Origin of the sequence: Gilliamella sp. BG1 (assembly GCF_046635625.1) — a bacterium.
In the GTDB taxonomy this organism is placed as follows: Bacteria; Pseudomonadota; Gammaproteobacteria; order Enterobacterales; family Orbaceae; genus Gilliamella; species Gilliamella bombi.
Genome location: NZ_JBIDFG010000006.1, coordinates 120,008 through 141,483 on the forward strand (window position 1 = coordinate 120,008; position 21,476 = coordinate 141,483).

23 protein-coding genes and 1 tRNA gene are annotated in these 21,476 nt (G+C 34.7%); 14 read left to right on the forward strand and 10 right to left on the reverse strand.

Going from position 1 to position 21,476, the window contains the following annotated elements; translation table 11 throughout:
• The first annotated feature begins 3 nt into the window (after positions 1–3).
• The 9 genes from ACGH80_RS04380 to lysS all read left to right on the forward strand — a co-directional run bounded on the left by ACGH80_RS04380 (position 4) and on the right by lysS (position 7,513).
• A complete protein-coding gene (locus ACGH80_RS04380) occupies positions 4–636 on the forward strand; it encodes an MBL fold metallo-hydrolase (RefSeq protein WP_065561679.1) in 633 nt (210 codons plus the stop codon).
• 156 nt (positions 637–792) lie between these two features.
• Positions 793–1,380 carry a biotin transporter BioY gene (locus tag ACGH80_RS04385; protein WP_174799268.1) on the forward strand — a complete coding sequence of 196 codons (588 nt, stop codon included), beginning with the start codon at positions 793–795 and terminating at the stop codon, positions 1,378–1,380.
• The gene (locus ACGH80_RS04390; RefSeq protein WP_174799267.1) at positions 1,364–1,939 is read left to right on the forward strand and encodes a YiiX/YebB-like N1pC/P60 family cysteine hydrolase; all 576 of its coding nucleotides are present in this window, start codon (positions 1,364–1,366) and stop codon (positions 1,937–1,939) included. Before ACGH80_RS04385 ends, ACGH80_RS04390 begins: the two co-directional genes overlap by 17 nt.
• A 97-nt stretch (positions 1,940–2,036) precedes the next feature.
• Positions 2,037–2,112 (forward strand) — tRNA-Asn (locus tag ACGH80_RS04395).
• Between the two features lie 211 nt (positions 2,113–2,323).
• Positions 2,324–3,052: a type 1 glutamine amidotransferase gene (locus ACGH80_RS04400; RefSeq protein WP_411630594.1), complete on the forward strand. Its 729-nt coding sequence runs from the start codon at positions 2,324–2,326 to the stop codon at positions 3,050–3,052.
• 34 nt (positions 3,053–3,086) lie between these two features.
• Positions 3,087–3,929 carry a VanW family protein gene (locus ACGH80_RS04405; RefSeq protein ID WP_065590684.1) on the forward strand — a complete coding sequence of 281 codons (843 nt, stop codon included), beginning with the start codon at positions 3,087–3,089 and terminating at the stop codon, positions 3,927–3,929.
• A 121-nt stretch (positions 3,930–4,050) separates the two neighbouring features.
• The gene (locus ACGH80_RS04410; RefSeq protein WP_411630595.1) at positions 4,051–4,677 is read left to right on the forward strand and encodes a Fe-Mn family superoxide dismutase; all 627 of its coding nucleotides are present in this window, start codon (positions 4,051–4,053) and stop codon (positions 4,675–4,677) included.
• A 189-nt stretch (positions 4,678–4,866) separates the two neighbouring features.
• Positions 4,867–5,965, forward strand: a protein-coding gene (prfB, locus tag ACGH80_RS04415) for a peptide chain release factor 2 (protein ID WP_174799264.1) whose coding sequence is annotated in 2 segments (ribosomal slippage) — positions 4,867–4,941 and positions 4,943–5,965 — 1,098 coding nt in all. Because the reading frame shifts where the segments join, the coding sequence is not laid out codon by codon here.
• Between the two features lie 30 nt (positions 5,966–5,995).
• Positions 5,996–7,513 (forward strand): lysine--tRNA ligase, encoded by a 1,518-nt coding sequence (gene lysS / locus ACGH80_RS04420; RefSeq protein WP_065561673.1) that lies wholly within the window; start codon positions 5,996–5,998, stop codon positions 7,511–7,513.
• A 315-nt stretch (positions 7,514–7,828) separates the two neighbouring features.
• On the opposite strand, the gene ACGH80_RS04425 is transcribed toward lysS, so the two are convergent.
• Together ACGH80_RS04425 and upp are read right to left on the reverse strand one after the other, a co-directional pair.
• The gene (locus tag ACGH80_RS04425; protein WP_411578422.1) at positions 7,829–9,088 is read right to left on the reverse strand and encodes a uracil-xanthine permease family protein; all 1,260 of its coding nucleotides are present in this window, start codon (positions 9,086–9,088) and stop codon (positions 7,829–7,831) included.
• Between the two features lie 102 nt (positions 9,089–9,190).
• The gene (gene upp / locus ACGH80_RS04430) at positions 9,191–9,817 is read right to left on the reverse strand and encodes a uracil phosphoribosyltransferase (RefSeq protein ID WP_174799263.1); all 627 of its coding nucleotides are present in this window, start codon (positions 9,815–9,817) and stop codon (positions 9,191–9,193) included.
• A gap of 248 nt (positions 9,818–10,065) precedes the next feature.
• Here upp and ACGH80_RS04435 point away from each other — a divergent pair, with 248 nt between their 5' ends.
• Positions 10,066–10,416 (forward strand): DUF805 domain-containing protein, encoded by a 351-nt coding sequence (locus tag ACGH80_RS04435; RefSeq protein WP_174799262.1) that lies wholly within the window; start codon positions 10,066–10,068, stop codon positions 10,414–10,416.
• A 68-nt stretch (positions 10,417–10,484) separates the two neighbouring features.
• On the opposite strand, the gene gntR is transcribed toward ACGH80_RS04435, so the two are convergent.
• The gene (gntR, locus tag ACGH80_RS04440; RefSeq protein WP_174799261.1) at positions 10,485–11,489 is read right to left on the reverse strand and encodes a gluconate operon transcriptional repressor GntR; all 1,005 of its coding nucleotides are present in this window, start codon (positions 11,487–11,489) and stop codon (positions 10,485–10,487) included.
• Positions 11,486–12,175, reverse strand: coding sequence for a uracil-DNA glycosylase (ung, locus tag ACGH80_RS04445; RefSeq protein WP_065590418.1), 690 nt, complete (start codon positions 12,173–12,175; stop codon positions 11,486–11,488). Before ung ends, gntR begins: the two co-directional genes overlap by 4 nt.
• A 204-nt stretch (positions 12,176–12,379) precedes the next feature.
• Between ung and grcA the strand changes: the two genes are divergently transcribed.
• Both grcA and ACGH80_RS04455 read left to right on the forward strand, forming a co-directional pair.
• The gene (grcA, locus tag ACGH80_RS04450) at positions 12,380–12,763 is read left to right on the forward strand and encodes an autonomous glycyl radical cofactor GrcA (protein ID WP_034910787.1); all 384 of its coding nucleotides are present in this window, start codon (positions 12,380–12,382) and stop codon (positions 12,761–12,763) included.
• A gap of 582 nt (positions 12,764–13,345) precedes the next feature.
• Positions 13,346–14,035 carry an aspartate/glutamate racemase family protein gene (locus ACGH80_RS04455; protein WP_411630596.1) on the forward strand — a complete coding sequence of 230 codons (690 nt, stop codon included), beginning with the start codon at positions 13,346–13,348 and terminating at the stop codon, positions 14,033–14,035.
• A gap of 4 nt (positions 14,036–14,039) precedes the next feature.
• Here ACGH80_RS04455 and ACGH80_RS04460 read toward each other — a convergent pair whose 3' ends face one another.
• From ACGH80_RS04460 to rlmE, 5 genes are all read right to left on the reverse strand, one after another.
• Positions 14,040–14,249: a helix-turn-helix domain-containing protein gene (locus ACGH80_RS04460; protein ID WP_034910784.1), complete on the reverse strand. Its 210-nt coding sequence runs from the start codon at positions 14,247–14,249 to the stop codon at positions 14,040–14,042.
• A 12-nt stretch (positions 14,250–14,261) separates the two neighbouring features.
• A complete protein-coding gene (locus tag ACGH80_RS04465) occupies positions 14,262–14,834 on the reverse strand; it encodes a DUF2975 domain-containing protein (RefSeq protein WP_065590420.1) in 573 nt (190 codons plus the stop codon).
• Positions 14,835–15,078: 244 nt separating this feature from the next.
• Complete coding sequence (folP, locus tag ACGH80_RS04470; RefSeq protein ID WP_174799259.1) at positions 15,079–15,921, reverse strand: dihydropteroate synthase; 843 nt, start codon at positions 15,919–15,921, stop codon at positions 15,079–15,081.
• Positions 15,922–16,108: 187 nt separating this feature from the next.
• Positions 16,109–17,974, reverse strand: a complete 1,866-nt coding sequence (gene ftsH / locus ACGH80_RS04475) for an ATP-dependent zinc metalloprotease FtsH (protein ID WP_065590421.1) — start codon at positions 17,972–17,974, stop codon at positions 16,109–16,111.
• A gap of 76 nt (positions 17,975–18,050) precedes the next feature.
• On the reverse strand, positions 18,051–18,677 hold the full coding sequence (rlmE, locus tag ACGH80_RS04480) for a 23S rRNA (uridine(2552)-2'-O)-methyltransferase RlmE (RefSeq protein ID WP_174799258.1): 627 nt from the start codon (positions 18,675–18,677) through the stop codon (positions 18,051–18,053).
• Positions 18,678–18,773: 96 nt separating this feature from the next.
• Here rlmE and yhbY point away from each other — a divergent pair, with 96 nt between their 5' ends.
• Complete coding sequence (gene yhbY, locus ACGH80_RS04485) at positions 18,774–19,067, forward strand: ribosome assembly RNA-binding protein YhbY (RefSeq protein ID WP_411630597.1); 294 nt, start codon at positions 18,774–18,776, stop codon at positions 19,065–19,067.
• 62 nt (positions 19,068–19,129) lie between these two features.
• On the opposite strand, the gene greA is transcribed toward yhbY, so the two are convergent.
• Positions 19,130–19,606 carry a transcription elongation factor GreA gene (gene greA, locus ACGH80_RS04490; protein WP_034910774.1) on the reverse strand — a complete coding sequence of 159 codons (477 nt, stop codon included), beginning with the start codon at positions 19,604–19,606 and terminating at the stop codon, positions 19,130–19,132.
• 304 nt (positions 19,607–19,910) lie between these two features.
• On the opposite strand from greA, the gene ACGH80_RS04495 reads away from it, so the two are divergent.
• On the forward strand, positions 19,911–21,455 hold the full coding sequence (locus ACGH80_RS04495; protein WP_174799256.1) for a hypothetical protein: 1,545 nt from the start codon (positions 19,911–19,913) through the stop codon (positions 21,453–21,455).
• Positions 21,456–21,476 lie beyond the last annotated feature (21 nt).

Genomic DNA, 21,476 nt, shown 5'->3' on the forward strand with positions numbered 1-21,476 from the left:
TCTATGTTCCAGTACCAAATCATCCCAGTTACAGCTTTCCAAGAAAATTGTAGCATCATTTGGTGCGATCAAACCATGGAAGGTGCATTTATTGATCCCGGAGGTGAACCCGAACTGCTTATAAAAGCGGTTGAAAAGCTAGGCGTTAATATTAAGCAGATTTTATTAACCCATGGACATTTGGATCATGTCGGTGCTGCAACTATATTGGCTAAACATTATGATGTGAAGATTATTGGACCAAGCCAAGAAGATGAATTTCTATTAACAAGTTTACCACAACAAAGTACACAATTCGGTTTTCCTTATACTGATAGCTTTTTGCCTGATCGTTGGTTAAAAGAAGGTGAGCAGATTCAAGTTGGTAATATTAGCCTTGATGTACTTTTTTGCCCGGGTCACACTCCGGGACATATTGTTTTTATTAACCATTTGGATAAGCTGGCTTTTGTCGGCGATGTATTATTTAAAAGTAGTATAGGAAGAACTGATTTTCCACGAGGCAACCATGCCGATTTAATTTCATCAATCACTAATAAATTATTACCACTTGGGGATGACTTTATTTTTGTACCAGGCCACGGACCTATGTCTAGTTTTGGTCATGAACGAGTTAGTAATCCTTACTTAGTTTAAGTAACAAATTATTTTAATTATCACACTCTTTATTTTAGAGTGTGATAAAAATATCCTATATTCCACTCCAATGTAAACAAATTAAAAACAAAAAAGTTTACAACAATAATAATTGCGCTATTATAGTTCTACTATTTATATAAAAGGTAGAAAATAATGAAACTTCAACCGACTTCGTATTATCCAACATTTATCACTACACTTGTAAATTTATCTTCTTGGCAACGTAAATTATTAACCACAACAAGTGCAGCATTACTTTTAGGATTAGCCGCTAACATTAGTATTCCAACTTACCCTGTTCCATTTACATTACAATCATTGGCTGTATTGTTAACTGGTGCTTTTTTAGGTCGTAAACTAGGTGCATTAGCAATACTCCAATACCTTATTTTAGGTGCAATTGGGTTACCGCTATTTGCCAATGGTAGTGGTGGAATTATGGCGTTAGCATCACCATCTTCAGGTTACTTATATGGCTATGTATTTAGTGCCTATTTAGCAGGGTTTGCAGCAGAAAGAGGTTATGATCGTCACTTTATTTTAGGTTTAATTGCATTCGCTTGTGCGCATCAATTGTTATTTGTATTTGGCGTTGTCTATTTAATGGGCTATTTACACATCACGCTAATTGATGCTTTAAAAGTGGGTTATCTGCCATTTGTTGGTGTGGATGCGCTTAAATTTATTATTGCAACTTGTGTAATGTTTTCGCTATGGCGCTATCGTGCTAAAAAACAATAATATCCAATGTGGAGATATTATCTTCCAAAGCCTAAAAAAAAATAATGCTTTTAATGGCGCTGTAAGCCTTTCAGGTGCATTGTCAAAGATAGATGAAATAACCAAAAGTATTAATCATGTTGGTTTATATATTGGAAATAATACCGTTATTGAAGCAACGCAAAACTATGGCGTGATTGAACAATCGTTTACTAATTTTATTTGTGCAGCTAAGCACAATATCATTGGTAGAATCCATGATTTAGTTGTTATTCAAAATGCATTAAGACGGGTAAAGAAATGCTTGGGTTCACCTTACAATCACAGCTTTCATCCCAATGCAGATGGGTTTTATTGCAGTGAACTAATTACTTATGCCTTTAAAACTGAGCAAGGTAATAATTATTTCGCATTATATCCAATGAATTTTAAAGATTTAGCGACAAATGAGATTTTATCTTATTGGGTTGATTATTATCGCGATCTAAATCAGATTATTCCACAACATGAACTAGGATCGCACCCACAGCAATTACTTAGACAACGCCATTTATTCAAGACAATCCTAACACTTGAATGATAATAAAAGGAGGAAATTTTACACAAAAAAACATTTAAAATAATTTAACTATTGACATAGCGCCATTAAATCTATAATATGCGCGCTACATTTCGGTTCCTCCATAGTTCAGTCGGTAGAACGGCGGACTGTTAATCCGTATGTCACAGGTTCAAGTCCTGTTGGAGGAGCCAACTTTCAGATTTTCATATTTATCTTTCCCTGTTGTTTCATATTTTAAGTGATTTCTTTTTACCTATTTTTTATCGTGTTAGTTCAAAATTCTGTATTGCAATTGCAAATAAATTATTCATAATAACTCAAAAATAAATTTATATCCTTTGATATAAATTTTATCAAATCATAATGTTAATAATGATATTTATAGACAAGGAGGAGTTATTAATGCATATACATTTTATTATTCATGAGGATTTTGAAGCGCCCGGAGCTTATGAACAATGGGCGATAAATAATCATCACACTATAACTTATTCTCGCGTTTACCTTAATGAACCACTTCCTAATAGCATTGATGATATCGACTTTCTTATTGTTATGGGCGGTCCACAGTCACCATCAACGACCAAACAAGAATGTGCTCATTTTGATTCTAAAGCAGAACAAGCCATTATTTTATCAGCAATAAAAGCAGAGAGAGTAGTCATTGGTGTATGTCTTGGTTCACAATTAATCGGCGAAGCTATAGGGGCAAATTATAGCAACAGCCCAGAAAAAGAAATTGGCAAATTCCCTATTATGTTAACTCAAATCGGTAAAACAAATCCTTTGTTTACTGATTTTGGTAGTACATTAGAAGTCGGTCATTGGCACAATGATATGCCAGGTTTAACCAAAGATGCTCAAATTATTGCGTATAGTGAAGGGTGTCCTCGTCAAATCATTGCATACAGTAAATTTGTTTATGGTTTCCAATGCCATATGGAGTTAACACCTGAAGTAGTCGAATTATTAATTACCCATTCACAAAAGGAACTTAGCCAAGCAGAAAAATACCGCTTTGTCGATACACCTGATAAGCTTCGCTCTCATGATTACACTGAAATGAATCAAAAACTTTTCACTTTTCTCGACAAGTTAAGCCAACGCTATCTGTCACCTTTAGAAAAATAACTGATTATATCTTGTCGATAAGGGAATGGAAAATATGCAGGATATTATTATCGATAAACCGATAAAACGCAGTAAATTAAGGCTAAAATTAGGCAAAGAATATTTTATCTTAAAACGAAAATTTGATTGGTGGCGACATCGTAACGCATATTGCACTGTCGACATAAATAATAATACATGTTGTTATTCACACAAAAAACATCAGTCTGTTTTATTAAGACAACTAAAAGATGTTGATATGTATTTACAATATAACAAAATCACTAATCTTAGATTAGCAATTGAAAAACTTAATGGTTCAATCATTAAGCCTAATCAACGTTTTTCGATCTGGCAAAAAGTAGGACGCCCATCCAAAAAAAGGGGATTTTTAGAAGGACTATCATTACATAATGGACAGATAGGCAAAGATATTGGTGGAGGATTATGCCAATTAGGTAATTTGATTTATTGGATTGTATTACACTCCGATCTTACAATCATAGAACGTTGGCGTCATAGTTTTGATGTTTTTCCCGATATTAATCGAACGATTCCTTTTGCTTGTGGCGCCACCTTATCTTATAACTATGTAGATTTACAGTTAATCAATAAAACCAATAGCACTTACCGGCTTAATCTTTGGCTTGATGATCAATATTTACATGGCGAATTACTTGCTGATACCCCCTTAAGTAATCATTATGAAATCCTAGAAACCGATCATCGTATTGAACAACAATGGTGGGGAGGTTATACCAGACATAATAAAATATGGCAACGTAAAACACATTTAATTGATAACCATGTTGAAGAAAAGCTCATCAGCGAAAACCACGCAATTATGATGTATACCCCATTTATAGCAAATAATGAAGACGAATTGAAAAAGCAATAGTCATTCTGATAACAGATAGTCACTAGCTATCTAAGTGATAGTTTGAGAGCTATACTAATAGCCCGTATACTCATGAAATAAAGTAGTTAATAATACCTAATATATGAAAGGAGCAAATTTCATGGCTTATACTTTACCTCCATTACCTTATGCTTATGATGCATTAGAACCTTATATTGATTCTGAAACTATGCATCTGCATCACGATAAACATCATCAAACCTATGTGAACAATGCAAATGCCATTCTTGAAACTTTGCCAGCTGAATTAAAAGAACTTTGCCCTAGCACTTTGTTAAAAAATTTAGATAAAGTACCTGCTGACAAAATTACGGGTATTAAAAATAACGTAGGTGGTCATGTTAATCACACTCTTTTCTGGGAACTATTAAAAGTTGGTACTGAACTAAAAGGCGACCTAAAAGCGGCCATCGAAAAAGATTTTGGTTCAGTTGATGCATTTAAAGAAAAATTTGCAGCAGCGGCAGCAACTCGATTTGGTTCAGGTTGGGCTTGGTTAGTATTACAAAATGGTAAACTTGAAGTCGTTTCTACAGCCAATCAAGATTCACCGATAATGGGCGAAAAATTTGCTAGTGTTTCTGGTACGCCGATTTTAACACTAGATGTTTGGGAACATGCTTATTATTTGAAATATCAAAATCGCCGTGTTGATTACATTGGTGCATTTTGGAATGTAGTTAATTGGGATAAAGTTGCTGAGCTATACGCTGAAGCAAAAAAATAACTCGATTGTACTCATATCCTTTTCATCTTAAAAAGTGGCGCCTAGTGCGCCATCTTTTCTTTTTGAGCAATGCTTTATTTACTGAGTCAAAGTCAAAAATAGTAATTGGCAATTGCTAAATTATGCCCAAATCCGCTACAATGGACGCTTGTTTAATAAATCATAAAACAGAGCAACTCCATTTAAATCATGTTTGAAATTAATCCAGTTAAATTAAAGATAGCAGAACTTACCGAACGCACAGCCGTGATTCGGGGGTATCTTTGACTATGATCTAAAAAAAGAACGGCTCGAAGAAGTCAATGCCGAGCTAGAGCAATCCGAAGTATGGGCCGATCCAGAAAAAGCACAAGCGTTAGGTAAAGAACGCGTTGCACTTGATGAAATAATCAATACCATTCATTCATTAACTCAAGGTCTTGACGATGTTGAAGGCTTGCTTGAACTTGCTATTGAAGCTGAAGATCAAGATACTTTCGATGAAACTAATTTTGAACTTGAACAGTTAGAGAAAAAACTGGCTGGACTTGAATTCCGACGAATGTTTTCTGGTAAATATGATAGTGCAGATTGTTATTTAGATATCCAATCAGGCTCAGGGGGAACTGAAGCACAAGATTGGGCAGAAATGTTACTTAGGATGTATTTACGCTGGGCTGAATCAAAAGGTTTTGCAACTGAAGTGATGGAAGTATCGGATGGTGATGTTGCTGGTATCAAATCGGCAACGATTAAAGTATCGGGTGATTATGCTTACGGTTGGTTACGCACAGAAACTGGAGTACACCGCCTAGTTCGCAAAAGTCCATTTGACTCAGGCAATCGACGCCATACCTCGTTTGCTTCTGTATTTGTTTATCCTGAAATTGATGATGATATTGATATCGACATTAACCCTGCCGATCTCCGTATCGATGTATACCGTGCGTCAGGCGCTGGTGGTCAACATGTAAATAAAACTGAGTCTGCTGTACGAATCACTCATATTCCTACGGGTATTGTTACTCAATGTCAAAATAACCGTTCACAACACAGCAATAAAGATCAAGCAATGAAACAGTTAAAAGCAAAACTGTATGAGCTTGAGATGCAAAAAAAGAATGCTGAAAAACAACAAATGGAAGAGACTAAATCTGATATTGGTTGGGGAAGCCAAATTCGCTCTTACGTACTTGATGATTCGCGTATCAAGGATTTGCGTACTGGCGTTGAAACTCGTAATACACAGGCCGTATTAGATGGCGATTTAGATCAATTTATTGAAGAAAGCTTAAAAGCAGGTTTATAAACCGCTTGGTTATAAATAAAAGGTAAAACTATGTCAACAGAGCAGCAAGATCAACAAAACCAAATTGAAGAGTTAAATAATGAACTAAAAGTACGTCGCGAAAAGCTCGCTCATCTTCGCGAACAAGGTATTGCTTTCCCTAATGATTTTCGCCGTGATGCGATTTCTAGTGATCTCCATAAACAATATGGCGATAAAACTAACGAAGAACTGATTGAAAAGAAAATTATTGTAACTGTGGCTGGCCGTATGATGATGCGTCGTATAATGGGTAAAGCTTCGTTTGTTTCTCTACAAGATGTTGCTGGACAAATCCAACTTTATGTTACTCGTGATGATCTCCCTGAAGGTTTTTATAACGAGCAATTTAAAAAATGGGATTTGGGAGATATTGTCGGCGCTAAAGGTTACCTATTTAAGACTAAAACTGGTGAGCTTTCTATCCACTGTGAAGAAATTCGTTTATTAACTAAAGCTCTTCGCCCATTACCTGATAAGTTTCATGGACTTGCCGATCAAGAAATGCGTTACCGTCAACGTTACTTGGATCTTATCACAAATCAAGAATCAAGAGAGACTTTTAAAGCGCGTTCCAAAGTTGTCAGTGAAATCCGCAACTTTATGATTGAAAACCACTTTATGGAAGTCGAAACACCAATGATGCAGGTAATTCCGGGTGGTGCATCAGCTAAACCATTTATTACGCATCACAATGCGCTTGATTTAGATATGTATATGCGTATTGCGCCAGAACTTTATCTAAAACGATTAGTTGTAGGCGGCTTTGAGCGGGTATTTGAAATTAATCGCAACTTCCGAAATGAAGGCGTATCACCAAGACATAATCCAGAATTTACCATGATGGAAATGTACATGGCTTATGCTGATTACAAAGATCTGATCGTATTAACAGAAACATTATTCCGTCGTTTAGCTATTGCGGTAACAGGTGATGCTGTTGTGCAATATGGTGAACATACGTTTGATTTTGGTAAACCATTTATCAAAATGACCATGCGTGAAGCCATTTGCCATTACCGCCCTGAAACCAATAATGCAGACTTAGATGATTTTGATAAAGCTTGTGCTATTGCACAGTCAATTGGCATTAAAATTGAAAAAGGTTGGGGACTTGGTCGTGTTGTGACTGAAATTTTTGAAGAAGTGGCTGAATCGAACTTAATTCAACCAACTTTTATTACCGAATACCCAGCAGAAGTATCACCGCTTGCTCGCCGTAACGACGAAAATCCATTTGTAACAGACAGATTCGAGTTTTTTATTGGTGGTCGTGAAATTGGCAATGGATTCTCAGAGCTTAATGATGCTGAAGATCAAGCTCAACGCTTTGCTGATCAAGTATCACAAAAAGATGCGGGTGATGATGAAGCGATGTTTTATGATGAAGATTATATTACAGCGCTGGAGCACGGTTTACCGCCTACAGCAGGACTTGGGATTGGTATTGACCGTACGGTGATGCTATTTACCAACAGCCATACAATTCGTGACGTAATTTTATTCCCAACCATGCGTCCAATCAAATAAAACGGTTTATCATTAAAAACACATTTATTTTTGGATAAGTGTGTTTTTATACTCAAACACATGCTTACCTGAAACTTTTTGACAAAAAACAGCGATAAGCATATAAAAACAAAAAATCCATTGAATATAAATACTGCATAATTCTATACATGGATTTTGAGCTAACTGTGAAGTTTGATAACCACCGTATTGATTAAAAATGCAAAAATAGGTTTACCACCAAAAAAATAGAAAGGCTAAAAAGAGTGATAGATTAATACAGTTATATTATAAATATCGTTGGCTATAAAAATAACCAACGATATAGCAGTTAATTTAGTGGCTATTAGTTGATTTGACTTGATGTGGCAAGATAAGATTTAACACAATAGCTAAAATACCGCACAAACTAATACCTTGCAGTGTATAAGAGCCAAAATCAAAGATCATCCCTCCAATACCAAAAACTAAAACTAATGAAACAATACACATATTACGCGGTACAGATAGATCGACTTTATGTTTCACTAAGATATTAATGCCCACTGATGCAATAGAACCAAACAGTAATACCATAATCCCCCCCATTACTACAGTTGGAATTGAACTTAAAAATGCACCAATTTTTCCGATAAAAGACATTAAAATTGCCCAAAAAGCTGCCCATGTCATTACTCGAGTTTTGAAATTGCGAGTTAGCGTTACTGCACCAATCACTTCTGCATAAGTAATACACGGTGGTCCACCAAAAAATCCTGCCATCGAAGTTGCTAGCCCATCACCAAGTAATGTACGCTGTAAACCGGGATCGCGTGTATAGTCTTTACCTGTTACCGAACCAATCGCCATAATATCACCAACATGTTCAATGGTTGGCGCAATTACAATCGGGATCATATACAAAATGGCTTGCCAGTGAAATTCAGGAAAAGTGAAATCGGGAACTTTAAACCATGGTGCGTCAATAATAGGCTGGAAATTGACAATACCAAACATGCAAGAGAGCGTATAACCAACTACAATACCCGAAATAATAGGTAATAATTTTAAAAAACCTTTTGCCCAAATGGCAACCACTAAAGTTGTTAATAATGATACCATTGAAATAATAATCAATTGATAATTTTCAGCTTGCAGTCCACTGTTTTTACCCATTGCCATACCTATAGTAACAGGCGCCAATGATAAACCAATAACCATAATAATTGGTCCAGTTACAACTGGCGGTAAGATACTATCAATAACATGTTTACCATTTATTTTTACTAAAAAAGAAAAAAACATAAATACAAATCCCGCAGCTATTAAACCGCCTAAAGTAGCAGGAATCCCCCATTGAGCAACACCAAATGAGATAGGAGCAATAAAAGCAAATGACGAAGCTAAAAATACAGGAACTTTACCTTTAGTTGTCAATTGAAATAATAAAGTACCTACTCCAGCAGTAAAAAGAGCTACATTTGGGTTTAACCCTGTTAATAGTGGAACTAACACCAATGCACCAAATGCGACAAATAACATTTGCGCTCCAGTAAAAATATCTTGCCAAGAATGTTTATGCAGTGATGTTATATTTTTTGTTTTATCTGTTGTGATATTGCTCACATCTCGCCTCTCTTACTTAACGAAATTTATTGTATAACTTGCCTGATTAACAGGCATAAAAAAACCGGATTAACCGGTCTAAATTTTGAGATTTTATTTTGTGCCGAAGATTTTGTCTCCAGCATCACCCAGTCCAGGTAGTATGTAGCCTTTTTCGTTCAACCTCTCATCAATCGATGCAGTATAAAGTTCAACATCAGGGTGAGCTTGTTCAAGCACTTTAATACCTTCTGGTGCAGCAACTAAAACTAATACTTTAATATTTTTACAACCTGCTTTTTTAAGCAAATCGATTGTCGCCACCATTGAGCCACCTGTAGCTAACATTGGATCAACAACTAAAGCCATTCGATCTTCAATATCCGAGGTTAGTTTTTGAAAATAAGGAACAGGTTCTAACGTTTCTTCGTTACGGTAAAAACCAACAACGCTAATACGGGCACTTGGCACATGCTCAAGCACACCATCCATCATACCTAAGCCAGCACGCAAAATAGGTACAACCGTAATTTTTTTACCCTTAATACGTTCTACTTGAACAGGTCCACACCAACCATCTATTGTTACTGTTTCGGTAGGTAGATCAGCAGTTGCTTCATAAGTTAATAAACTGCCAACTTCGCTGGCAAGAGCACGAAATTCTTTGGTACTAATATCGTGTTCACGCATTAATCCAATTTTATGGCGTACAAGAGGGTGTTTTACTTCAACTATTTTCATGGATGGCCTCAGTGTTATTTTCTATAATCTGTTAGCTGGTATAAATAACCACTGAGCGATAATTCTAACATAGTTATCACTTTATGAAAACCTGAAATCAACAGCCTTATAGGCAATGTAAATATTGATAAAAAATAAAAATAAAAAAATTTAACGATAAAAATCAGTTTTATTTTCGTTTTTTTTTCATTAAAATAGCGGCCCCAAATAATTTATTTCAGTAATTAATTAAAAAAAGGAATATAGGAATGAATTGGTTTATTGATTGTATTACAAAAAATTATGCAAATTTTAATGGTCGAGCTCGTCGTAAAGAATATTGGATGTTCGTTTTATTCTATATTATTTTAACTTTCATCACGATAATCATTGATAAAATGATTGGAAGTCCCTTAGCTATAACCGCTATCTTAGTGTTGGCATTATTCCTTCCTAGTTTAGCTGTTACTGTACGCCGCTTACATGATATAAGTAAATCAGGTTGGTGGATTTTGTTACAATTTATTCCATACATTGGTGGTATTATTATATTAGTATTCTGCGTAATGGACTCAACACCAGGCAGCAACCAATACGGTGAAAACCCTAAAGGGTTGTAATTATTACTAATAACCTTATCACTAAACGTGGTAAGGTTAAATCATTATCAATGTCATCTTCTACTTTATTAAATACTTTCTCCGTTTAAATACTCAACAGGTAAATCAATCACTTTTTTATCAATTTGTTCACCATTAATCCGTTTTAATAACAGCTCCGCTGCAATTTTTCCCATTTCAATTCTCGGTGTTTGTATAGATGCCAATTTGGGATTCATAAATTGACCAATTTGGTGTCCATGAAATCCAACAATCGCTATCTGTTTTGGCACTTCAATCCCCACCCGTTGGCATTCAAGTAATACCCCTAAAGCCAAATCATCATTGGTACTAAAAATACCATCAACACAAGGAAACTCTTTTAAAATTTGATGTAAAAATCTTGCCCCTAATTCATAAGATGATGCTTCTTTAGTCGCTAGCGTCCGAGGTGTCAATCTAGCTTCTTCCATAGCCTTTTCATACCCTTTTTGACGAATAATACTTCGTTGATCTTGTCTTGCACTAAAATAGACAATATTACGACGACCTCTATCTATCATACGATGAATCATATTTCTGGTTGCAGTAAAATTATCAAATCCTACAGCCATATCAAGACAAGGCGAAACACTGTCCATAATTTCAACCACAGGAACACCCGAAATTTCAATCATCTTTAATGTTGCTGGAGTATGCGTTCTTTCCGTTAAAATTAATCCGTCAATATTATAAGAAAGTAATGAGCGTAAGCGTAACTCTTCTTTGTCAGCACTGTATCCGGTATGAGTGATCATGGTTTGATATCCTCTTATATCAGTCACCATCTCAATACCTTTTAAAATATCGGCGAAAACCTGATTGGTTAAAGAAGGGAACACAATACCAATGGCATTACTTTTAGCGTTAGACAGCATATCGGGAGCTTTATTAGGAATATATCCTAACTTATCTATTGCGGCTGAAATTTGTAATTGAAGTGGTTTAGATACAAGATTGGGATCGCGTAAAAAACGACTCACTGTCATTTTACTAATCCCGATTAAATTTGCAATTTCCTGCAAACTTGTTCGGCGTCTTTTATTATTACTCATGTTTGTTTTTCCGCTAGTCTTGGTTGCCAATCTATTGCTTTTTTACCTTGTTGCATAATAAGATCATTCGCTTTGGAAAAGTGCTTACAGCCAAAAAATCCACGATGAGCTGATAATGGTGATGGATGCACCGATGTTAATACATGATGTTTTTGGCGATTAATAAACTGTCCCTTTTTTTGTGCAGGAGATCCCCACAATAAAAAAACCACACCTTCAAGATACTCATCGATTGCTGCTATCACATTATCAGTAAAAGTTTCCCAACCTATTTTTGCATGAGAATGCGCTTGCCCCGCTTCAACAGTCAACACATTATTTAATAGTAATACACCTTGAGCAGCCCAAGAAGCTAAATAGCCATGAGAAGGAATTGTAAAACCATCAATATCGGTTGCCAGTTCTTTATAAATATTAACTAACGATGGTGGTGTCTTAACTCCGGGTAAAACAGAAAAAGAAAGACCGTGAGCTTGATTAGGACCATGATAAGGATCTTGCCCTAAAATCACCACTTTGATTTGATCAAATGGTGTAAAACGAAACGCATTAAACACATCATGCTGAGGCGGGTAAATTATCTTGCCATTAGCACGCTCAGTCTTTACAAATTGCATTATTTGTTGAAAATAAAGTTTTTGTTTTTCTGCACCAATAACTTCATGCCAAGTCAATTTTGTTGTCATATTTTGATATCACTCATCAATAATGCCAGTGTTTCTGGGCAATAACTAATATATTTCTACATAATAACCTATCACAAAAGAAAATAGAAATTAAAGGTATTACTTATCGAAGCAATAGTTTTTTTTGACTTTTATCAAATTTTTAAAGTGCTATATTAACCATAATTATTTTAGGGCAATAAGGCCCCGTTAGGAGGATTTAAAATGATTACAGGTATCCAAATTACTAAAGCAGACAACTCAGCACTTCTAAACTCTTTCTGGTTATTAGACGACTCTACAAAAGAAGCTCGTTGTGTAGCTGCTAAATCAGTTTATAAAGAAGATCAAATCATTCCTACTGCAGAACTTGGTCAATTCGAATATCGCGAAGTTCCATTAGATGTTGCTCCAACTGTAAAAGTTGAAGGTGGTCAACATTTAAATGTGAACGTTCTTCGTCGTGAAACTTTAGAAGACGCTGTAAAACACCCAGAAAAATACCCACAATTAACAATTCGTGTTTCTGGTTATGCAGTACGTTTTAACTCATTAACAGCAGAACAACAACGTGATGTTATTGCTCGTACGTTTACAACTAAAATTTAATAAAATAACAAAAGTTTTTAACCCAGCATTTGCTGGGTTTTTTATAATAAATAAGATATTTATTCCGAATTTAATTTTTCATCTTATCAGATTAACTATTTTATCCTAGTGATGTTAAACATTTCAGCAATACTTCAGTTAATTTCGATGCGTTAGTCCTTTTTATGTAGTTGACATGAATATAAGAAAAAGAATTTTCTTGCTCAAGAATATAAATAGTTGCTATTGTAGCTATTATCGCCATTAAAGTCATAGCAGGTTACTTAAGTTAGGTATTGGTGGATGTGTTTACGCTACCAACCGTACTTTTTATTCCTTAAACTGTTTTATATTGAACAATATTTCTTTATTTTGTTAATAAAATTTTTTTCTAAAGATAAAATTTAGTAGATGTTTTTGCTTGCTAAGTAAAAACACAATACCTTCATAGCGATAATTAACCATTGATTGCTTAAACAAGTACTAATTAAATTCCACCTAACTCTACCACAATTGAAATAACTTTACACATTCTACAATATAGTTAAGAATAAAATTATTTTAATATCAAAAATCATAAACTTTCTATAAGGAATTTTTAGAATGAAAACAATTGGTTTAATCGGGGGTATGAGTTGGGAAAGTACAACAACTTATTATCAAGTTATTAATCAAACTATTGCTAAATCATTAGGAGGCCTGCATTCAGCAAAAACGATTTTATATAGCGTTGATTTTCAAGAAATTGAAAGTTGCCAAGCTAATAATGAGTGGAACAAAAGCGCAGAAATTTTAATTGATGCGGCTAAAAGAGTTGAATTAGCTGGTGCAGATTTTATTGTTATTTGTACCAATACTATGCATAAAGTTGCAGATCAAATTCAAAAAGCAATTAATATTCCGATTATTCATATTGCCGATGTGACAGCTAAACATTTACTCGCACAAAATATTAAATCGGTCGCTTTGTTAGGTACTAAATATACAATGGAGCAGGACTTTTATAAATCTAAACTGATCGATAAAAATTTAAATGTGCTTGTTCCTGAATCTCAAGACAGAAATATTATTAATGAGATCATTTATGATGAACTTTGCAAAGGTATTATTCAGCCTGATTCTAAGCAAGCCTATCTTAATATTGTTGATAAACTCATTAAAAATGGCGCAGAAGGTGTTATTTTAGGCTGTACGGAAATTGGGTTATTAATCTCTCAATCCGATCGTAATATCCCTTTTTTTGATACAGCCTTAATTCACGCGCAAGAGGCAGCATTACTTGCAATAAGTTAATAAGTTATTCTTCGTTGGTATATTCTAGTATATCACCTGGTTGGCAATCTAGATGTTTGCAGATTGCTTCGAGTGTTGCTAGTCTAAATCCTTTTACTTTACCTTGCTTAAGTAATGATAAATTTTGTTCTGTAATACCAACTGCTACCGCTAGATCTTTTGATTTAACTTTACGTTTAGCAAGCATTACGTCTAAATTTATTATAATTGGCACATATGACTCCTTTTAAATAAATTGTTTATTTTCTTCAGCTAGTTGGCAGGCCTTTTTTAGTATTTGACCAATGAGCATAATACTAATCGCAAGAAATAACGTTATAATTTCATCACTAGAAAAAGAAATAGAAAAGTAACGTGCTGATTCCTCTTGATTATAAGTTAAGATCGTTGTTAATAACGGTTCAGATAAAAAACTTATAACCACCCAACAAACAAGCAATTTGCCAAAGATGTAACAATGGTTGGCTGATTTTACTGAGAAATATTCGGATTGACTGTAATTGATAAACAGTAGTCTAAGTTGATAAAACGCATAAACTAAAAGAAGTATTAATGAAGTATCCATTAATGTTGCAATAGCCGCTTGCCATCCAGATAAAGATACAGGATCAACATTCTCCCACCCACCAGAGGAGAAAGTAAACCCTACAAGTCCAATATCTTGTCTATCAAAAAAATAATATAAGAATGGAGATATTGCGCCAATTAACAAAATTAGAATTGGAATTAATGTTAGTAATGCCATAATTCGACAATATTGATTCAATCGAGAATGTGTTTTAGTCGTATCTGTGTTCATTTTTAAATCCTTTCGTTTTATAAAAAGTGAACACAGTATAGCATTGGGAAATTAATTAAACAATAAAAAATTAAAGTAAAACGATAATTTTTTATTTTATTATTTTTAATTATAAAAACTAAATATTAAATAAAATTACTTTATAATCATTTGATTTCACTAAAAAATAATTAGATATAAATTAATTAAAATCAATGTTATATATGAAAAAGCTTGTTCGAAAAAATACAACGATTTTACAATCTCAAAAGGAATCTTGTTCTGCAAGGGTTGCTTGTACAATCCTTAGTGCATTGAAAGTTTCCTTTACATCGTGTACGCGAATAATTTTTGCTCCTTTCATTGCCGCAATTACTGCACATGTAATACTACCGAGTGTACGTTCTTGCGGTGGTACATTTAATACTTGTCCTATCATGGATTTTCGGGACATGCCTACTAATAAAGGAAGGTTTAAGTGGTGAAACCGTTCAAGTGTTGCTAATAGCCGGTAATTGTGCATTAGTGTTTTACCAAACCCAAAACCAGGGTCGAGTATGATTTTTTGACGGTCAATGCCTTCGTTTATGCAACGTTGGATCTGTTTTGTAAAAAAATTATCGACTTCTTGATAGATATCTAGCTCATAGTATGGCGCATTTTGCATAGTTTTAGGAGCGCCTTGCATATGCATAATGCAAACAGGTAATCCTGTTTGTGCAGCTGCTTCAACCGCACCTGGTTCTGTTAAAGCTCTAATATCATTAATTAGATGGGCTCCTGCTTTGGCAGATTCGGTCATGACTTGTGGTTTTGATGTATCAACCGAAATCCAAACATCAAAATAATGGGCAATTTTTTCAACTAATGGAATAACACGGTTAAGCTCTTCATCGACAGACACTTCAGTTGCACCAGGGCGTGTTGATTCGCCGCCGACATCAATAAATGTTGCACCAGCTTGGATCATACTGTCAACTCGACGCATAGCATCATCAAGGTTGTTATAATTACCACCGTCAGAAAATGAATCTGGCGTCATATTAACGATGCCCATCACTTGTGGGAATGAAAGATCCATCACATGATTTTGAAAATGTATTTCCATGATTAAAAGCCTTATTTGATTAAAATTAATGATGCAGTTGTTTAAATGATCTTCAAAATTATTAAGCATAATTAAAGTAAAATTTTCAATATAATCGTTGCTTTATTCCTGCAAATTTATTGATAAGCTATTTTTAGTTTACCGATAAAAAACGCGCTGTAAGCGCGTTATATTTTATTAAAGCAAATTAACTTTTTGATTGTAGTGGTGTATCACTACCTCCATTTGCTGCTTTTTCATCGCTTTCCGTCCAATCATCAGGTGGTGTGACCGGTTGACGATTCATAAGTTCATCAATTTGTTGTTTATTGATTGTTTCATATTTTAATAGTGCATCTTTCATAGCGTGAAGAATATCAATATTTTCAGTTAGGATCGTTTTTGCACGTTGATAGTTACGTTGAATAATAGCGTCAACTTCTTCATCAATAATTTGAGCTGTACTATCTGAGATTTTTTTCAATGGCCCATAAGATGATTCTTCGTACTCAAATAATACAGGTGGTAAACGTTCTGAGAATCCCCATTGGGTTACCATTGCTCGAGCAACATTAGATGCATATTGAATATCACTTGATGCCCCCGACGTAATTTTATCTTCACCAAAGACTAATCCTTCAGCAATTCGGCCTGCATAAGCGGTAGAAATTTTTGATTCTAATTGAGTTCGGCTTTGGCTAATTTGGTCACCTTCAGGTAAAAAGAATGCTACACCTAATGCGCGCCCACGAGGGATAATAGTTACTTTATGAAGTGGATCATGATCTGGCACAAGATAGCCAACAATCGCATGTCCAGCTTCGTGATAAGCAGTATTAGTTAATTGTTCTTTCGTCATAGATAATGAACGGCGTTGAGTTCCCATATTGATTTTGTCTTTGGCTTCCTCAAATTCTTCCATGGTAACTACTCGTTTGTTTCGACGTGCAGCAAATAAAGCTGCTTCGTTAACTAAATTAGCAAGTTCTGCACCAGAGTAATTTGGTGTGCCACGAGCTAATACCGATAAGTTGACATCAGAACCTAACGGAACTTTGCGTACATGAACGGCAAGAATTTGTTCACGGCCTTTCATGTCTGGTAAACCAATTTGCACTTGGCGGTCAAAACGACCAGGACGGAGTAACGCCGAATCTAAAATATCAACTCGGTTAGTTGCTGCGATGATAATAATGCCGCTATTAGCCTCAAACCCATCCATTTCAACCAACATTTGGTTTAATGTTTGTTCTCGTTCATCATGACCTCCCATTGAGCCAGCACCACGCTTGCGTCCGACGGCATCAATTTCGTCAATAAAGATAATACAAGGTGCGTGCTTACGTGCTTGTTCAAAGAGATCTCGCACTCGCGAAGCCCCCACTCCCACAAACATCTCAACAAAGTCAGAACCTGAAATGCTAAAAAAAGGCACATTGGCTTCACCTGCAATAGCTCTTGCTAGTAAAGTTTTACCTGTTCCTGGAGGTCCTACCATTAAAATCCCTTTTGGTATGCGTCCTCCCAGTTTTTGATATTTGCCTGGATCGCGTAAAAAGTCGACAACTTCGGTGACTTCTTGTTTTGCTTCTTCACTTCCGGCAACATCGGTAAATTTTGTTTTGACTTGGTCTGGCGTTAGCATTTTTGCTTTACTTTTACCAACTGACATTGGTCCACCTTTACCACCACCTTGCATTTGACGCATCATAAAGAGCCAAAAACCAATAAGCAAAATCATAGGAAACCAAGAGATAAGAATGCTGGTGATTAAGTTTGGTCTTTCATCGGGTTTACCATAAACAGGTACTTTATTGGCCAATAAATCATCCATTAATTTTCCATCAAGGTAAGGGATATATGTAGTGTAATTGCCTTTATTTTTAGTTGTGGCAACAATTTCTCGTCCGTTAATATGCACTTCTTGGAGATTACCAGCTGCGATATCGGAATTAAATTGGGTATAATTGACTTGAGGTCCACTATTAGATATTGAGCTGAATTGGCTAAATCCAACAATCAATGCTACAGCGATAATTCCCCAGATCAGTAAATTCTTTATCATGTCGTTCAAAAGAAAAACCTCTCATAAAAATTAACAGTTACGACTAAATTTAACAAAGTATGGTACTACAAAATTATACAACTGGCTACTTCATACCCATTGCAACAATATAAACTTCTCGAGATCGTGTTCGTGAGGCTTCAGGCTTACGAATTTTGACCGTTTTAAATATTGAACGGACTTGCTTTAGGTACTCTTCAAATCCTTCGCCCTGAAACACTTTAACAATAAAATTACCATTAAGAGCAAGTACGTCTTTACACATATCTAACGCTAGTTCAACTAAATACATTGCTCTAGGTATATCAACTGCAGGTTGACCGCTCATGTTGGGCGCCATGTCTGACATGACAACTTGGACTTTTTCTTCGCCAACTCGTTCAAGTAATGCTTTTAAAACTGCGTCATCCCGAAAATCGCCTTGAAGAAAGTCAACGCCAACAATGGGATCCATGGGAAGTAAGTCACAGGCAATAATACGCCCTTTATTGCCGATAAGCGATGCGACATATTGTGACCAACCTCCTGGGGCTGCACCTAAATCAACAACCGTTATTCCGGGCTTAAATAATTTGTCACTTTTTTGAATTTCTTCAAGTTTGAACCAAGCTCTAGATCGGAGCCCTTTTTTGTGTGCTTGTTGTACAAAGCGATCATTAAAATGCTCATTGAGCCAGCGCGTTGAACTTGCTGAGCGTTTTTTATTACTCACAACTAATAAATCCTTAATGTAAAAGGTCACTTCATTGATTACAAACATATATAAGGGTAGAATAGCAAAATTACAACTTAATGTGATAAAAATTTAATGAATTTATCGAATAAACAACAACAGTATTTAAAAAGTGAAGCTCATCATTTAAAACCTATAGTGATGATTGGGGCTAATGGATTTACCGAGGGTGTACTTGCCGAGATTGACAACGCTTTAAATTTCCATGAGTTGATTAAAATTAAGGTTTCTGCTGAAGATCGTGAAACAAAAAAGCTTATTTGTGATGCAATTGTACGCGAAACAAAAGCGTTAGCAGTGCAATTGGTTGGTTCTAATTTCACTATTTTTAGACCAAGCGAAGATAAGAAAATTTCCCTACCTAAATAAATGTAACAGGGCTTAGCCCTGTTGCATTTATCATCTGCTTTTGTAAGTGGTTTATTTAATAATTAGATATATTCAACTTTAACAATATCAAATTCTACATCACCCCCTGGGGTTTTAATTTGTACTGTATCACCATCTTCTTTGCCAATTAACCCTCTGGCAATAGGTGAGTTGACTGAAATAAGATTTTGTCTGTAGTCAGCTTCATCATCACCCACTATGCGATATGTTGTCTCTTCGTCCGTTTCAATATTTATTACTGTTACTGTAGCACCAAAAATAATACGACCAGTATTTTTTACTTTGGTAATATCAATAATTTGAGCTTGTGATAATTTACCTTCGATTTCTTGAATACGACCCTCACAAAAACCTTGCTGTTCTCTTGCTGCATGGTATTCAGCGTTTTCCTTTAAATCGCCATGAGCTCTTGCCTCTGCTATTGCTGCCGTTATTTGTGGTCTTTTGACATTCTTTAACTCTTCTAATTCGGCTCGTAATAGTTCAGCTCCCTTTACTGTCATTGGGATTTGTTTCATCTAGGTATCTCCCGTTTTTACTTATTTTAGTAAATAAAAATAATTATCCCTTATCTTAATCAAAAGAAAGAGAAAGTTAATTGTTTTTTGTTTATTTAAAAACGTTAAAGTGAATATTTATATATTAACTGTAAAGTTAGTTTAATAACAAATTATTTATACTGAAAATGAGATGATATTTTTATAAAAATCGGTTATCGTAATATAACTATTTAGTAGTTCATTATAATAATTACATTTATTTATGCGGCAATTCCGATTTTATATAATCATTTCTCTGTCCATCGTTTGGTTTTTTTTATTGTTGTCTTATTTTGTTTTACAAACTTCGTTCGGAGCAAAATTAGTTAGTTATCAGTTATCTAAATTAAGTTCATATACAATCTCAATCGGCAGTGTTCATCACTCTTTTTCAAATTTTTATGAATTGGTTTTTGATGATGTTGTTGTCAATGATAATAATCAAGAGATTGTTAATGTCCCTAAATTAGTTGTAGGGCTTGATAAAAGTGATTTATGGCAATTGAATCATTTTAAATATATTACTGTTATTAATGGCACTATTAATAATACTCAATCTAGTCAATATGCTTTTTCAACAAACACACTAAAATTTGTTAATTCAACCATTAATATTCTGGCTAATAATGGAAAAGACAAACTTTCTTTCTTCAAAATCAATGGAGGGATTCAACCTTTTTTTTCATCAGGGGGAGATAAATATCAATTTGATTTTACTTCTCAAGAAGCTTTGGTAAATCAAATACCAATGAAATCCTTGCTTATTCAAGGTTTCCATCGAGATGGTATTACTACGATTACTAATTTAGGTGGAAATATTAAAGACGGATTTTTTGTCAGTAAATTAAAAATACAGGCCGACAATATTTTAGATATCGAACAATTAAAGTTGCATAATATACATTTTCAATCAACCGATGATGATTTTTTTGATAAAGATTCTCATGTCCTGCCAAAGCTAACAATCAAACAACTATCAATACAGGAAAGCAGTATTCAGTTGCCTAGTTTTTTAATGGAAAAAGGCAATATTGAAGCGACGAATCTTCGTTATGATGGGCAATGGCATTTCGAACAGGGCTCCTTTATTTTTACTGCCGAGGAACTAGTTTGGCATAATCAGTTATTTTCGTCGGTATTAGCACAATTATCATTTCAAAACCAAGAAGCGACAATTCAAAAAGTATTAGCAAAATGGAATAAAGGTAGTATAAATTTTTCTGGTAAGTGGAAAGATAATACCTTACATCTAGATCAATTAATGTTAGCGGATATTGTCTATGAGATTCCTGAAAATTTGGGACAGACTCTGTTACCTAATATTTTTAGAAATATTAAGCTTGATAAGCTGAATGTTTTTCAGAGTTTGATAATTAGAAAGCAGAGCGATTTTCCTTTTAGTTTATATAATTTTCAAGCTTCAGGTAAAGATATCACTTTAGCAAAAGCGCAAAAATTAGGACTATTTTCAGGAACTGTTTTTTTGAAATCTGAAAAAGCTTCGTTAAATCGAATAGATATTCGTTATCCAGATCTTGTTCTCAAATTTGATTCTGATAACCATCCTTCATTAACTTTTAGTTCTTTAACTAATGGAGGAATAATTGAGTCGAGAGCAAAAGTTGATTTATCGCAAAATGAACCGCTATCTTTGCAATTTGATGCTTATGGTGTAACAAGTTCACTACTAGAAAATTGGAAATTGATAAAACAACCGCCAAATGCTACGAATTACTCAGCTAATTTACATGGTAAATTACAACCATTTAATTTCTCAGGTAAATTTTCGGCAAATGGGAATGAGTATATCATTAATCTTGCGCATTGATTTTTACAAAAGCATCCTTAT

Bases quoted from the DNA above. Each gene is read 5' to 3' on its own strand.
- ACGH80_RS04400 (WP_411630594.1), top strand. From the start codon at position 2,324: ATGCATATACATTTTATTATTCATGAGGATTTTGAAGCGCCCGGAGCT.
- yhbY (WP_411630597.1), top strand. From the start codon at position 18,774: ATGAATTTATCGAATAAACAACAACAGTATTTAAAAAGTGAAGCTCAT.
- grcA (WP_034910787.1), top strand. From the start codon at position 12,380: ATGATTACAGGTATCCAAATTACTAAAGCAGACAACTCAGCACTTCTA.
- ACGH80_RS04405 (WP_065590684.1), top strand. From the start codon at position 3,087: ATGCAGGATATTATTATCGATAAACCGATAAAACGCAGTAAATTAAGG.
- upp (WP_174799263.1), bottom strand. From the start codon at position 9,817: ATGAAAATAGTTGAAGTAAAACACCCTCTTGTACGCCATAAAATTGGA.
- greA (WP_034910774.1), bottom strand. From the start codon at position 19,606: ATGAAACAAATCCCAATGACAGTAAAGGGAGCTGAACTATTACGAGCC.
- ACGH80_RS04435 (WP_174799262.1), top strand. From the start codon at position 10,066: ATGAATTGGTTTATTGATTGTATTACAAAAAATTATGCAAATTTTAAT.
- folP (WP_174799259.1), bottom strand. From the start codon at position 15,921: ATGGAAATACATTTTCAAAATCATGTGATGGATCTTTCATTCCCACAA.
- ACGH80_RS04465 (WP_065590420.1), bottom strand. From the start codon at position 14,834: ATGAACACAGATACGACTAAAACACATTCTCGATTGAATCAATATTGT.
- gntR (WP_174799261.1), bottom strand. From the start codon at position 11,489: ATGAGTAATAATAAAAGACGCCGAACAAGTTTGCAGGAAATTGCAAAT.
- ACGH80_RS04455 (WP_411630596.1), top strand. From the start codon at position 13,346: ATGAAAACAATTGGTTTAATCGGGGGTATGAGTTGGGAAAGTACAACA.
- ACGH80_RS04380 (WP_065561679.1), top strand. From the start codon at position 4: ATGTTCCAGTACCAAATCATCCCAGTTACAGCTTTCCAAGAAAATTGT.
- ACGH80_RS04385 (WP_174799268.1), top strand. From the start codon at position 793: ATGAAACTTCAACCGACTTCGTATTATCCAACATTTATCACTACACTT.
- ACGH80_RS04410 (WP_411630595.1), top strand. From the start codon at position 4,051: ATGGCTTATACTTTACCTCCATTACCTTATGCTTATGATGCATTAGAA.
- ung (WP_065590418.1), bottom strand. From the start codon at position 12,175: ATGACAACAAAATTGACTTGGCATGAAGTTATTGGTGCAGAAAAACAA.
- lysS (WP_065561673.1), top strand. From the start codon at position 5,996: ATGTCAACAGAGCAGCAAGATCAACAAAACCAAATTGAAGAGTTAAAT.